At 58.5% G+C, this 14,482-nt stretch carries 7 protein-coding genes; 6 read left to right on the forward strand and 1 reads right to left on the reverse strand.

Annotated elements, in window-relative coordinates; all coding sequences use genetic code 11:
* Nucleotides 1-157: 157 nt before the first annotated feature.
* From AB7M29_RS19785 to AB7M29_RS19800, 4 genes are all read left to right on the forward strand, one after another.
* Complete coding sequence (locus tag AB7M29_RS19785; RefSeq protein ID WP_217856134.1) at nucleotides 158-1,270, forward strand: CapA family protein; 1,113 nt, start codon at nucleotides 158-160, stop codon at nucleotides 1,268-1,270.
* 86 nt (nucleotides 1,271-1,356) lie between these two features.
* Nucleotides 1,357-3,096, forward strand: coding sequence for a dipeptidase (locus AB7M29_RS19790; RefSeq protein ID WP_454247629.1), 1,740 nt, complete (start codon nucleotides 1,357-1,359; stop codon nucleotides 3,094-3,096).
* Between the two features lie 78 nt (nucleotides 3,097-3,174).
* Nucleotides 3,175-3,993: a diaminopimelate epimerase gene (gene dapF / locus AB7M29_RS19795; RefSeq protein WP_454247630.1), complete on the forward strand. Its 819-nt coding sequence runs from the start codon at nucleotides 3,175-3,177 to the stop codon at nucleotides 3,991-3,993.
* Nucleotides 3,994-4,090: 97 nt separating this feature from the next.
* Complete coding sequence (locus AB7M29_RS19800) at nucleotides 4,091-6,055, forward strand: preprotein translocase subunit YajC (RefSeq protein WP_454248738.1); 1,965 nt, start codon at nucleotides 4,091-4,093, stop codon at nucleotides 6,053-6,055.
* A gap of 80 nt (nucleotides 6,056-6,135) precedes the next feature.
* Here AB7M29_RS19800 and AB7M29_RS19805 read toward each other — a convergent pair whose 3' ends face one another.
* Entirely contained in the window at nucleotides 6,136-6,498 is a 363-nt protein-coding gene (locus AB7M29_RS19805; protein WP_454247631.1) for a DUF6124 family protein, read from the reverse strand.
* Between the two features lie 608 nt (nucleotides 6,499-7,106).
* On the opposite strand from AB7M29_RS19805, the gene AB7M29_RS19810 reads away from it, so the two are divergent.
* Nucleotides 7,107-11,438, forward strand: coding sequence for a beta strand repeat-containing protein (locus AB7M29_RS19810; protein WP_454247632.1), 4,332 nt, complete (start codon nucleotides 7,107-7,109; stop codon nucleotides 11,436-11,438).
* Between the two features lie 304 nt (nucleotides 11,439-11,742).
* The gene (locus AB7M29_RS19815) at nucleotides 11,743-14,451 is read left to right on the forward strand and encodes a DUF5801 repeats-in-toxin domain-containing protein (protein ID WP_454247633.1); all 2,709 of its coding nucleotides are present in this window, start codon (nucleotides 11,743-11,745) and stop codon (nucleotides 14,449-14,451) included.
* Nucleotides 14,452-14,482 lie beyond the last annotated feature (31 nt).

Raw genomic sequence — 14,482 nt, forward strand, 5'->3', positions numbered from 1 at the left:
GCAACATCGAGATGCTGAGTCCTTGCGCTACAAGCCCCCTGTAAGGGCCTCTGCAAGAACGGGCGGGAATTTATCAACTTTCGCTTCGTCTGGGAAGGCCAACACAAAAATATATTTGTTTTAAAACAGATGCTTACTCCTGATCCTGGAGGGTGCCATGGCAACTGTTACCGATACACTGACGCTGTTTCTCGCAGGCGATGTCATGACCGCCCGCGGCATCGATTCAGTACTGCCGCATCCTGGCGATCCGCGGCTTTACGAAGACTACGTCAAGAATGCCGGCGTTTACGTCCGGCTGGCGGAAAGACTCAATGGCCCGATTCCCCTCCCCGTCGATTTCACCTATGTCTGGGGCGCTGCGCTGGATGAGTTTGAACTTCGCCAGCCACACGCACGCATCATCAATCTGGAAACGGCGGTGTCCCGCCGTGGACGACCAGAGCCAAAGGGCATCAATTACCGCATGACCCCGGAGAACTTCCCGGCCATCAGCGCAGCCGGCATCGACTGTTGCGTGCTGGCCAACAACCATGTGCTGGACTGGGGAGCAGCCGGCCTGGCCGATACGCTGGACACCTTGTCGAGCAACGGCATGTGCAGCGCCGGTGCCGGCCACAACCGACAATCTGCCGAAGCACCCGCCGTGCTGCCACAGCCTGGCGGGCGGCGCTTGCTGGTGTTTGGCCTCGGCGCGCCCGACAGCGGCATTCCGTCGGACTGGGCCGCCACGGATAGGCGCGCGGGCGTGGCGCGGCTGGAAGATCTGACGATGCAAAGCCTGCGTCCTGTGGCCAAACGGATTCTCGAGAGCAAAAAACCGGGGGATCTGGTGGTCGCCTCCATTCATTGGGGCGGCAACTGGGGGTTCGATATCCCGCGCGAACAAGTCCGGTTCGCCCATGCCTTGATCGACGAGGCTGGAGTTGACCTGGTGCACGGACATTCCTCGCACCACATCAAGGGCATCGAGGTGTACCGCGAACGCCTGATTCTTTATGGCTGCGGTGATCTGCTGAACGATTATGAAGGCATCGAGGGCCACACAGATTTTCGCGGCGACCTGGGGCTTCTGTACTTTGCCTCGCTGGAACCGAGCGGGCATTTGCAGTCGCTGGACCTGATACCCACCCGCCTCTGTCGCTTTCGCCTCTCTCGCGCCGAAGGGGATGACCGTCAATGGCTGCACGACACCCTTTCTCGCGAGTGCGCACGCTTGGGCAGCAGCATCCATCCGGGCGCGAAAAATGCCTTCGTGTTGCGTTGGTAGGTGCCTCTGGGCATGTTAATTTGGAAACATTTCTGACTAATCGACCAGAAATTTCTCACAAACCGCCTGCAAAGGAATGCCCAACAATGGATTTATCACTCAAGCACCTGGCCGCGACAACCCTGATGCTGGCCAGCCTTTCGTCGTTCACCACGTCAGCGCACGCCAACATCACCCCGCAACAGAGCGCCACCATCCTCAAGACTTTCAGTGACGCATCGGTAACCGATTTCCGGCAGTTCCTGAGTCGCCTGGCCAAGAGCGACCTTGCCAAAACCAACGACCTCGGCCCGGCAATCAGTGCCTTCCAGAGCAACAAGACCCTTACCCCTGAACAGCAGAACGAGATCCATCGCCTGCTTGGCCTCTATGCACGGGTGAAATACGGCAGTGCTGCCACTGAGACCCTGCGCGAACTGGTGGCAATCCCGACCTTCCGCGTGGACGGCGTTGCTCAGCACGACAATCCCGAATTCATCAAGATCGCCGACAAGCTCAAGGGCCTTGCCCAGGCCTTCAACCTGAACTTTCGCAACATCGACAACCGGGTCTATGAAATCTCCCTCGCAGGCAACGGCGACGAAGTCGTAGGCATTCACGCGCATGCCGATGTGGTGCCCGTGACACCAGAGAACTGGGTCCTGAAGGACGGCACCCGACTCGATCCGTTCAAGGTCACCCTGGTCGGCGACCGCCTGTATGGCCGGGGCACCGAGGATGACAAGAACGGCATTGTGGTGGCGCTCTACGCCATGAAGATCATCAAGGAAGAGAAGCTGCCGCTAGCCAGGAATTTCAAGCTGCTGGTAGACACCACTGAAGAAACCACCGGCGACGCCATCCCCTATTACTTCGAACACAACCCGACACCCAACTACAACCTGGCGCTGGATGGCGGCTACCCGGTGGTGATTGCCGAGAAAGGCTACGGCACTGTCATGGCGAACTTTGCCCGGCGTAAGGCAGAAGGCAATGGCGCCGAAATCATCTCAATGACCGGCGGCCTGGCAACCAATCAGATCCCATCGACGTCAGTCGCCACCCTGGTGACTGACAAGCCCGCTGAATTGGCCGCCAGCCTGCAGAAGGCAGGTAGCGATTATGCCAAGCGCAATGGTGGCAACTTCGAGGTGATCGCCAAGGTCGTCGGCAAGGACGTCTTGCTGACGGTCACCGGCGTATCCGCCCACTCCTCCGAGCCCGAGTCAGGCGTCAACCCGGTGGCAAGAATGCTGGACTTCATCAACAGCCTCGACGGCAAGGTCGCGCTCAAGCACAACCACATTACCGACGCCGCCCGTTACGCCGCTGACAACTGGGGGCTGGACTACCTGGGTGGCAAATTGGGGGTCGGCTTTTCCGATGACTTCATGGGACCGCTGACCACCTCCCTGACCTATGTCGGGATGGATGAAAAAGCCTTCAAGCTCGCCGTCAATCTGCGCGTACCGAAGGGCAAATCCCCAGAAGTGCTCAAGACCGAAATCGCGGAAAAAATTGGCGCTTGGAGCAAGAAGACCCACATTGAGCCGGCCTTCGACTACTCGATCGCCGAGCCAATGCACCGCAACCCTGAGGGTGAATGGGTCAAGGCTCTGCTAGCCGTGGCCAGCGAAAACCTCGGCATGGAACACAAGTTCGGCACCTCTGCCGGCGCCACTTCGGTCCATGAGCTACCCAATGGCGTGCAGTTCGGCCTGGCCAGGCCCGAGGTCAAATACACCGGCCACAACGACAACGAGTTCAAGACCGTCGACCAGTTCCTGCTGGACCTGCAGATCGTGACCGAAATGTTCGGGCGCATAGGGCAGTTGCCGAAACTCTGATCTCCCCCTTTCGGACCCGCTATTCTGGCGGGTCCGCTTCTATGCGAACGTCAACTCACTCGTTATCAGGATCTATTGATGCCGCTGAGCTTTCATAAAATGCACGCCAATGGCGATGACTTCGTTGTTGTGGACTTGCGAAACTCGGCCAATCCAATGACAAGCACCTTGGCTCGGCGATTGGGTGATCGAAACCGAGGAGTCGGATTCAATCAACTCGCCGTAGTGCTCGATTGCGATGATGCCGTTGCGCGCTTGATGTTCTGGAATGCAGATGGCTCCACGCTGGATGTGTGTGGCAGCGCAACGCGCGGTGCCGCGGATATGCTGATGCGCGAATCAAATATGACTTCGATAGCGCTGCGAACCAATCGTGGCCTACTCACGTGTGAACGAACCTCAACCGGTGCGATTTCCGTCAACATGGGGGAACCGCTTTTCGGCTGGTCGGATATTCCCCTGGCCCTGGAACTGGATACTGCTGTTTTACCACTGGCGGGTGACCCAGCAGCTACCAGCATGGGCAATCCGCACTGCACCTATTTTGTAGATGATCTGAACGCCGTTGATATAGCGACCATCGGACCGATCATTGAAACCAACCCTCTATTCCCCCTCAAGACGAACGTGCATTTCGTCCAGATCATTAACCGAAAGCACATTCGATTGCGCATTTGGGAGCGCGGGGGTGGTATTGCGCTCGGTTCCGGTTCCTGCTCGTGTGGCGCCGCTGTTAACGGAATTCGTCGTGGTTTGTTAGACCCTCGCGTTGAGGTTGAATGTGATGGCGGAACCGTAACGGTTCAATGGGATGGCGTGGGGCCTGTCTTTCTCATCGGGCCGGTAGAGACAACGTTTTCGGGAACTGTTCACGACAGCCTCTCCTTCAGGCTATGAACCGGCGGCTATCGCCTAACTGACCTATTCTGAATCGACCGACAAAAGATCACCCTTTTGAGGTACCTGAACTCGTTACAGCAATGGAGGCTGGATGATGAAGGAGCAATCGATTGAGTTTCGCGCTGGAGAGGCGCCTACGCCGCACTCTGCGCCCCTCGCCATGACCCGTTCCACCCCTTCTCCCACGCTCAATAGCCGCATCGAGCTTTATACCCAGGAGGCAATGGTCAACTGGCTAGGCCCGCTGCAGCTAATGCGCACGGGCTTACAAACGGCTGTCGCCACCACGATGGGTGCCTTCGCGGACCCACGTGAGGTGCTGGCCATGCTCAACCCTCGGGACTCTAACCCGCCTATCCAGGTGGTTGCCGACGGTGACGTGTGGATCGACTATCTGGCCGATACCGGCGATGGCTGGGACTCCACCTACTCGATGGCGCTGTGCGTCAGCCATGCTGTCGAGTTGCCGGAACACCAGCTCTCGTTGCCGCGCGGCGACGTGCTGCTGCTCGGCGGCGATCAGGTCTATCCCACACCGGCCCGCAACGGCTATCGCACCCGTTTCCTGGACCCCTTCCGCGCCGCATTTCCCGCGCCGGTACCCAAGGAGCGCCCTAATGACCAGGACCAGCCCGTGCGGCAGCCGGGTGCACCGTGGATATTGGCGACGCCCGGCAACCACGATTGGTATGACGGTCTGCGCGGTTTCTCCCAACTGTTTTGCGAGCAGAAGCCCATCGGCGCTTGGGAAACCCGCCAGCGCACCGGTTACTACGTGCTGCAGTTGCCCAATGGCTGGTGGATCTGGGGCCTGGATCTGCAGTTTGAATCCATGATCGACCGACAGCAGAAGCAATACTTCGAGCAGATGCACGCCAAATTGCAGCCCGGCGATCGCGTGATCCTCTGCACGCCCGAGCCGAGTTGGGTGGACGAAGCCGAACGGCTAGCACGCGAGGAGAGCAAGGCCTTGCCCTCGATCGAAACCCAGACGCCGCGCTTTCGCAGCCTGCGCGAGATCGAGGAACTCCTGGGTGACCACCTCGCGGTAGTCTTGGCCGGAGACTCGCACCACTACGCGCGCTACCAGCCAAAAGCTGGCACCCAGGCGCCGCAGCGCATCACCTGCGGAGGCGGTGGCGCCTTCTTGAATGCCACACATCAGCTTCCCGATCCGCCCAAGCCGATCAACGTTGGCGGCACCCGGCAGCACTACGAACTGGCGGCGGTCTACCCGGACAAAAAGACCTCCGAGCAACTGCGTAACCGGGCATGGCGGCTACCTACCCGCAATCGCTCGTTCTGCGGCATGCTGGCCATTTTGTACCTGCTGTTCGACTGGATGGTACAAAGCGCCAGCACGGTGCCCCACCCGGCACGAGGCAACCGCAGCCTGATGGACGTGTTGTCTGACCTCGAAGCGTCTATTCCCAACATCAGCGAAGTTTGGCGACACCTGCTCTTGGTCCTGTCACACAGTCCTTCGTCGGTGATGTTCGCCGTGATCATTGTGCTGGGTTGCGCAGTGTTCTCAGCCGCCGGGGTCAAGCGTACCCGAAAGCTCGCCTATGCCATTGGAGCGGCTCACGGGGTACTTCATCTGGGACTGGCAATCGGACTGCTGTGGCTGATGGGCCGTGTCAACATCCACTACTTGCAGCTCGAGGTAGAAAACCTGCACCAGGTTTTGTTGTTCCTGGCGGAGACGCTGGTGCTCGGCGGCAGTTTGGGAGGCCTGTTGTTCGGCGCATGGATGGTGATGGGCAACACTTTTTGGGGGCTACATAGCGAGGCGGTTTTTTCCTCGCAGTGCATCGCCGACCACAAATGCTTCCTGCGCATGCACTTCAAAGGCGACCAACTCACCCTTTACCCGCTCAAATTGGAGAAGGTCTGCCGGCGCTGGTCCGTGGCATCAGGAGTCGCCAAACTGGCGAAGGTGCAGCGCACCTGGAGATTGCGGGCAACGCCTGAAAGCACTGGCCCGCGCTTCGTGCCAGCCTCGGGTGCGCTCGAACCGCAGTTAATCGAGCCGCCCATCGAGATTCTGCGTAAGTAAACCGCTTTTCGTAGGAGCCAGCGGTGCGGTAAGTCGGATCGCCGCACCGCTGGCTCCTACAGGTCCGATTTGCTGAGTGATTACTTAGGCGGAACGAAGTTATCCAGCATTCGATTCACCGCCAGCTCCCCCAGCATGATGACCTGCTGAAGCGCCAGCAGGGTATTGCGGTGGGTGCCTTCCACCAATGCAGCAATGTCGCTGGCCATGACACTGGCCGACGCCAGGTTCTCGCATGTTTGCACCAGCAAGGCTTCATGGTCGACATCCGGCGCAACCATGTACATGGTGCTGGGTTTGCGTGGGGTGTTGTTCATGATCGCTGCCGGGTTGAGGTAAAAATCGAGGGCGCGCTCGGCGGCTTCGTTGAGCTTTTTTGAATCGAGGGATTCGTACGGGGATGCCGGATCGGTGTCCGGTGGGTTGGGTGTAACTTTGAACATAAATCAAACTCCTGATACGAGTTTATTAAAAAGAGCCATCACGCTCGCTACCAAACGAAGGTGGTGGCCATACGCGGGTTGGTAGACCGGTCGTATCAGTTCCCGGCGCCCTCGAAAGGGCCCCGCGCATGACCACCATAATAGGTGACGCGATGCGCCGTGATACGAAACCGGGCTACCAAACCCGATCACTGATTTCAGTGACAGGGAAACGATAGAGCCCGGGCCATCGGCGCACAAGCCGGCGGATTCTGTCTTAACCGTAGGTAACGGCGCAAGGTCTTGTAGCCCTTCGGGAAGTAACACGGAGTGTCTTTAAACACGCATCATTAAACGCGAGAAGACCACTCCGCCAGGGACAGTTACAGAGCTATACGTGCCTGTTCGTTGACCGCTTATTCGTTGGGATTTATCTCAGGCCTGAACAATTTAAAAACGGAATATGACACTCCCTCCTTCGCGCCGTTCCATCTCCTCCTCCCAAGTAGTCTGAAACTCCCACCCCGCTTGGGAGTATCGGTCGATGCGCAATCCCCGGCGTTTATCCATAGTTGCGACCAAAGGTCAACGGTCAGGCCTAGATGACCGCAACTGCCCAGGAAAAAGTCATGACTATTGAGCAAAATTCATCGATTACGGCCAGCGCTATGAGCGTCGTGGCGAGCGGCGCGAACGTTTCGCTGGACGAAACGGCCGGATTGCAGAATGCCACCGCCACTCCAACCCCTGCGGGAGACGCTGACGACAACGACATTCTGGTGACCTCCCTGCCCTCGACCTTCGCTACCCGTTTGACCGCACTGGGGGCAGGTACCGCAACGGGTGCAGCGTTGAGTGGTTATACCGGTGCCGTGGGCAACACAGGCAGCAATGCGTTCACCGTCACCGCTGACCCCGGCGCCAGCATTACCAATATCAGCTTCGTCGACAGCGCTGGCGCACCGCTCAATGGCGTGGACAGCGGACTGGATACCCTCAACGGCACCAGCATCTTGCTCTATACGGATGCGAACAACGACAACATCGTTCTGGGCCGGGCCGGTGGCTCGACCGGCGCGATCGTGTTCGCGGCCTATATCGAAGAAACCGGATCACCGGTCTCCGGCGGCAAGATCTGGACCGTGGAGTACCAACCGCTCAAGCATCCAGTGACTACGAACGCCGATGATTCGCTCAATCTGCTGAATAAGGTATACATCGGAGCCAGTCAGGACCTGGAATTCAGTCTGGCCGGTGTGCCCTCCGGTGCGAACCTCTTCCTGATGTTCACGAAGGCGAACCCGACAGTTGTCGACGTCGGTGGTGTTATGCGGATCACGGATCCCACCATCATCGCCACCGGCAAGGACCCCGCAGACCAGTCAAGCGGCGCCAATATAAACACTGGCGACACGATCATTACCAGCCAGGCGGCTAACCCGACCACCTTCGGCACCAACAACCAGATGATTACGGAACAGGACGGCATCCGCTTTTCGTTCGTCACGGGTGCCAGGCAGGATGTGACCATTCCCAACCTGAGTCCGACCGAAGCAGATGTTGAGTCCAACATCGACTTTACCAGCGTCTTCAACGCGAAGATGGCCAGCTTCGACGTCGTGCAGTTGCAAAGCGGCAAGAGTGCCGTCGTAAAAATCAGCGCATTCAGTACCATTGCTGAACCCGGCGAGAACTTCATCAACGGCTATGTGGGTGATACGTCAGTTGCCATCACCAATGTTCGCGTCTTCAACAGCGCCGGGGTGGTGATCGAGAATTCAAACGGATCGGTGAATGATCCGGCCATTGGCATTACCTTTTCTGGTGGGGTTGCAACCATCACCGGCGTTTTGGCCGGCTACCAGATTGAATACACCACGACGTCGGATCACAACCGCGTGCTCGTCGAGAACGGAGCGGCCCTCGACGCCAGGGGCAATAACCACGCCGATTTTGATATCGGTGGTTTCACGCTGGTCCAAGCCTCTGTTTCGACAACCGAAATCGGCTCCAAGATGATCTTCGACGACGACGGGCCAAGCGCAGACGTGGCCGATGGCGCCGGCGCGGTGACGATCGACGAGACGGCCGGCAACCAGGATAACGACAGCGACTTGGCGGCGGTTCTGGCGCTGTTCGACACGGAAGTGACGAACAAGGGCACGGACTTGAATCCAGCGGAGTTCGCGATCAGCACCACACCTTTGGCCACCACGACGCTCAGCAGCTTTGGCCAGGACGCGGCGGGTGCGACGAAAGTGCTGTCGCTGGCGATTGTGGGCGGTGACGGCACCGACTCGCTGCTCGATACCACTGATGGCAAGAACATCATTCTGTTCAAGGAAGGCGATCTGATTGTCGGCCGCTATGACGTGGCCAATGGCACGGTCACGGCCGACGATCCAGCGGCGTTCGCGATTGCGCTGCAGCAAGACGGCAACGTGGCGGTCGCGCAGTATGTCTCGCTCAAGCACCCCACCGCCGGCAGCTCGGCTGCGGCCTATGACGACCGGATCGATCTGGCGGGCCTGATCAACGCGGTGGTGACAGTGACCGACGGCGACGGCGACACCAGCACCGACAGTGTGGGCATCGGCGACGACATCAACTTTGACGACGACGGGCCGAGCGCGGATGTGGCCGATGGCGGCGGCGCGGTGACGATCGACGAGACGGCCGGCAACCAGGATAACGACAGCGACGCGGCGGCGGTTCTGGCACTGTTCGACACGGAAGTGGTGAACAAGGGCACGGACTTGAATCCAACGGAGTACGCGATCAGTACCACGTCGTTGGTCTCCACGGCGCTCAGCAGCTTTGGCCAGGACCAGGAGGGTGCAACGAAAGTGCTGTCGCTGGCGATTGTCGGCGGCGACGGCACCGACTCGCTGCTCGACACCACCGATGGCAAGGACATCAAACTGTTCAAGGAAGGCGATCTGATTGTCGGCCGGTATGACGTGGCCAATGGCACGGTCACGGTTGACGATCCGGCGGCGTTCGCGATTGCGCTGCAGCAGGATGGCAATGTGGCGGTGGCGCAATATGTCTCGCTCAAGCACCCCACCGCCGGCAGCTCGGCGGCAGCCTACGACGACCGCGTTGATCTGGCGGGCCTGATCAACGCGGTGGTGACGGTGACCGACGGCGACGGCGACACCAGCACCGACAGCGTCGGCATCGGCGACGACATCAACTTCGACGACGACGGACCGGGGGTGTCAGCCAACAGCACGGTGCTGCTCGACGACGATGCGCTCTCGGGTGGCAATCCTGGCGGCACGGACGACGATGTAGACTCGGCTAACCTAAGCGGCACTCTGGGTCACGACTTTGGGCAGGACGGGGCCGGCACGGTGGCCTATCTGACCAGCGGAGCGCCCACAGGCTTCACCTATGTGGCCGACGGCGCCAATCTGTTGGTCAAACAGGGCACGACCACGGTGCTGACGCTGACGATGGTCGCAACAACGGGCGCCTACACGGTGACGCAAAACAACCCGATCCTCCATGCGGCAGGCCTGACCGAGAACAACCAGGCGTTCACCATCAACTACCGGGTGACCGATGGTGATGGCGATACGGCCGATGGCACGCTGGGGATCAACGTCGACGACGATACGCCCGTTATAGGGACAGCCCCTGTGCAGGATGTCGACCCCACTTTGGGTGCGACGTCATGGACCTTTTCGGGTGACTTCGCCTACTCGATAGGTGCGGACAAGCGCGGGCCGACCTACTCTTCGGCAGCGGACAGTGATTTTGCCGAACTCGCCCTCTCTGGCTTGGCGAACGATGTTGCGATCGTTGATCCAACGGTCATCTGGGATTCAGAGGATCCCGACGGTGCCACGTTTAACGTGTCGTTCAAATACGATCACGATCGGAACGCTACCACCGATCCTGAACTGGTGGAAGGCACGCTGGTGTTTGACAAAGTCAATGACACCTATACCTTCGAGATAGATGCGCTGCAAACGACGCAAGACGTCACGCTGGGCGAAGGCACTGGATACGAAACGTATGACGTGGATGGTACGAGCCCTTCCAGTGGCCCATCAAATGTGGCCACTGGGAAGCTTGGGGAAGGTTTCTTCATCCAGATCACGGGCTTCGAGGCACCACTGAGTGCCGACGGCAATACTGTTGTGACGGATGGTGAGCTTGTGAGCGGCACGCTGGCCCCTGTAACCTTGTCCAGCACTGCTCTGGGCGTCTCCGGAAATACGATCCAGGCAGGTGAAGCGGCCAACATCAATTTCTTCCAGACTGATCCGAAAGGAGATCTGGGCGCCGACAATTTTAGTTACGCGACCGATTTCTTTATCAAGTTCGATGGATATGAGACTGAAAGCGATGATCTTTTGCTTATCGTCAGTCTTGCTGATGCAAATGATCCTTCCATCACTACAACACGTGCCATCTACGTCGACCAAGGCGATGTGTACGAGAACGATACGGTCAATACAGATCTTGTTGGAACCAAGTACGAGGCCCTTATCGTCAACGACCCAGCCGATCCGAACGACCCGTTCCTGGACAATAATGATGCTCTATTGATTGTTGAAAGTAATGATTTCAACATTCAGACCGGTGATAACTGGCTCATCAAGGGTATTCAGATTCTTTCGAATGATGCTGGCCTTACGGGCAGCGCGATAAATCTGAATCGCGATGTCGGTGCCGATGGCGCAAGCAGCACTTCCGCACAGCCGGTCAGTGGTCTCGTCGGGCCTGGAAACACGATTGCGGAGGATACGAGTACGAATCCGCTGAAGATCATCGATGCTGGTTTCTCCACCACCACGACTACACCCGCTACCCTTGATCTAGAACTGGATTTCCAGGTCGTCGATAGAGATAGCGATTTCACCGCTGTCCAGACGATTGATATCGAAAATCCTGTCGTGGTCGAACTGGTGGGAGTTACTAACTTGGCACCGACAGATTTGGTGCTTTGATCCGCTAAGAAGAGTAAACGCGCGAGACAGGACGGCTTGGCTCCCACAAGGGGTCAGGCCGTTTTTTTATTGGGCCACTGCGGTCCCTGAGCCAAGGCCAGACGAGCCTTGCGGCATGTCCTCATTCACAAACGGAATAGGCGGCACCGTTCCTTCACGCCCTCGTGCTGTTCCCCCATCCAAGTAGTCTGAAACTCCCATTCCGCTTGGGAGTATCGGCCGATGCGCAATCCCCGGGGCTTATCCATAGTGACGGCCAAGGTCAACGGTCAGGCCTCGATGACCGCATGCTCAGGAGAAAATCATGGCTATTGGAATCACTGGCGTGGACGTTTCGCTGGACGAAACGGCCGGGTTACAGAACGCCACCGCCACTCCAGCCCCTCCGGGAGACGCTGACGACAACGACATTCTGGTGGCGTCCCTGCCCTCTTCCTTCTCTACCCGTTTGACCGCACTTGCGGCAGGTACCGCAACAGGTGCGGCCTTGAGTGGCTATAACGGTGCCGTGGGCAACACGGGCAGCAATGCGTTCACCATCACCGGCGGAGGAAGCATTACCGATATCAGCTTCGTCGACAGCGCTGGCGCACCGCTTGATGGCGCGGACAGCGGACTGTTTACCCTCGATGGCACCAGCATCCTTCTCTATACAGATACGAACAACAACATTCTCCTGGGCCGAGCCGGGAGCGCAACCGGCGCGATCGTGTTCGCGGCCTATATCGAAGAAACCGGATCACCGGTCTCCGGCGGCAAGATCTGGACCGTGGAGTACCAACCGCTCCAGCATCCAGATGATACGAACCCCGATGATGCGCTCAATCTGCTGGATAAGGTGTTCATCGGAACCAGTCAGGACCTGGAATTCAGTCTGGCCGGTGTGCCCTCCGGGGCGAACCTCTTCCTGATGTTCACGAAGGCGAACCCGACAGTAGTCGACGTCGGTGGCGTTTTGCGGATCACGGATCCCACCATCATCGCCACCGGTAAGGACCCCGCAGACGAGTCAAGCGGCGCCAATATAAACACTGGCGACACGATCATTACCAGCCAGGCGGCTAACCCGACCACCTTCGGCACCAACAGTCAGATGATTACGGAACAGGATGGCATCCGCTTTTCGTTCGTCACGGGTGCCAGGCAGGATGTGACCATTCCCAACCTTAGTCCGACCGAAGCAGATGTTGAGTCCAACATCGACTTTACCGACGTCGTCAATGCGAAAAAGGCCAGCTTCGACGTCGTGCAGTTGCAAAGCGGCAAGAGTGCAGTGGTAAAAATCAGCGCATTCAGCACCGCTGCTGAACCTGGCGTGAACTTCATCAACGGCTATGCGAACGATACGCCGGTTGCCATCACCAATGTTCGCGTCTTCAACAGCGCCGGGGTGGTGATCGAGAATTCAGACGGATCGGTGAATGATCCGGCCATTGGCATCACCTTTTCTGGTGGGGTTGCAACCGTCACCGGCGTTTTGGCCGGCTACCAGATTGAATACACCACAGCCTCGGATCACAACCGCGTGCTCGTCGAGAACGGGGCGGCCCTCGACGCCAGGGGCAATACCCACGCCGATTTTGACATCGGTGGTTTCACACTGCTCCAAACTGCTGTTACGACCGCCGAAATCGGCTCCAAGATCATCTTCGAAGATGACGGCCCAGCACTCGCCTTCGGCAACCTGATCGGGACCGGTAGCGTCCTGCCGCAAACCGGCTACTGGAGTCATTCAGCCGGCGCCGACGGGCTGGATACGAACGGTCTGGATATTTCGGTGAATAACCCGTTCACCCTCGTCAGGCCAGACAACACCACCACGACCGGGACCGCCACACTCACCGAGCAATCGCCCTCACCGGACGGCAATGGCGCGTACCAATTCGCCGGGACGTTGACCGGCGATTTCGACAACAACGCCGACACGGCGGATACCACCATCGACTACACGCTGAGCGCCTTTGACGATGGCAGCTATGTACTGGATCTGGTGCAAGGTTTCAGTTCAACGGTCGTGCTCAGCAGTGCCGATGGCTCGCTCGCTGCCGGCGGTCCGGACCCGGTGCGCACATTGTTAATTCCAGATACGAATGACCCGACTATTCCTTCGGCATCTGAGGAGGTTGTGTTCTTTTCCGTAAAAACAACTGCGTCGACTTCGGACATCCTGACCGGTATCGGGCTTGGAGCACCCGACCCCACCGAAGCCCAGCTACAGACCAATCCCCTGCCCTCGTACATCGACCCGAGGGCCATGAACGTCAGCACGTCCGGCATCGGCGTCGCCAATAACGTCCTCCAGGGAGACAACCTGGTGGCAATCGGCGGTACCGATGAAAGTTTCGTCGTCAATCCGGAAACCCTGCTGACGGCCATGAAGGTCTTCATCGACAACTCCGTGGCGGGTTACAACACAGCGACCGAGGACCTGTACTACAGGATCTACTACGAGGACGGCTCAACTTCGGACCTCATCGAGGTGAACACCCTGACGCCAGAGCCCCGTGGACAGGTGTCCTTCCTCATTGAACAGGAGGGCTCGCTGCTGATCGATGCTGTTCAGCTTACGATGGGCCGAGGCGACATCAAGATCCCGGTGATCCAGTTCATTCAGGAGACCGCGAGTCTGGCCAGCGATATCCAGCTGACGTTCAACGCGACGGTGACGGACAGGGATGGGGACTCGGTATCAAGTACGTTTGACGCCAATCTGTTCGCTAACGACTTGACCGGCGCCTTCGACTACACGCTGGTGGGCACGGACGGTGAGCTTGATGCCTTCAACGTCGACTTGTCATTCGATGAGAACCTGTACCAGATTACCGGCTTCGATGCGGACGGACTGCGAGACACTCTGGTGCTCAACGGCGACCAGACTGCTGATGTCCAGATCGACACCAGCGGCGCAGACAGCATCGTGACGGTTACCGAAACGGGCGGACAAGTCACGACCATCACCCTGGTCGGGGTCGATCTTCTAACTAGCAACGACATCGTTATCGGCAGCGTCTGAGGCGTCGCGTGCGTGAAAAATGCGAGGGTGG

This window comes from Pseudomonas sp. F-14 TE3623 (assembly GCF_053629015.1).

Coding starts and splice junctions, on each gene's coding strand:
- AB7M29_RS19785 (WP_217856134.1), top strand. CDS start 158: ATGGCAACTGTTACCGATACACTGACGCTGTTTCTCGCAGGCGATGTC.
- AB7M29_RS19790 (WP_454247629.1), top strand. CDS start 1,357: ATGGATTTATCACTCAAGCACCTGGCCGCGACAACCCTGATGCTGGCC.
- dapF (WP_454247630.1), top strand. CDS start 3,175: ATGCCGCTGAGCTTTCATAAAATGCACGCCAATGGCGATGACTTCGTT.
- AB7M29_RS19800 (WP_454248738.1), top strand. CDS start 4,091: ATGAAGGAGCAATCGATTGAGTTTCGCGCTGGAGAGGCGCCTACGCCG.
- AB7M29_RS19805 (WP_454247631.1), bottom strand. CDS start 6,498: ATGTTCAAAGTTACACCCAACCCACCGGACACCGATCCGGCATCCCCG.
- AB7M29_RS19810 (WP_454247632.1), top strand. CDS start 7,107: ATGACTATTGAGCAAAATTCATCGATTACGGCCAGCGCTATGAGCGTC.
- AB7M29_RS19815 (WP_454247633.1), top strand. CDS start 11,743: ATGGCTATTGGAATCACTGGCGTGGACGTTTCGCTGGACGAAACGGCC.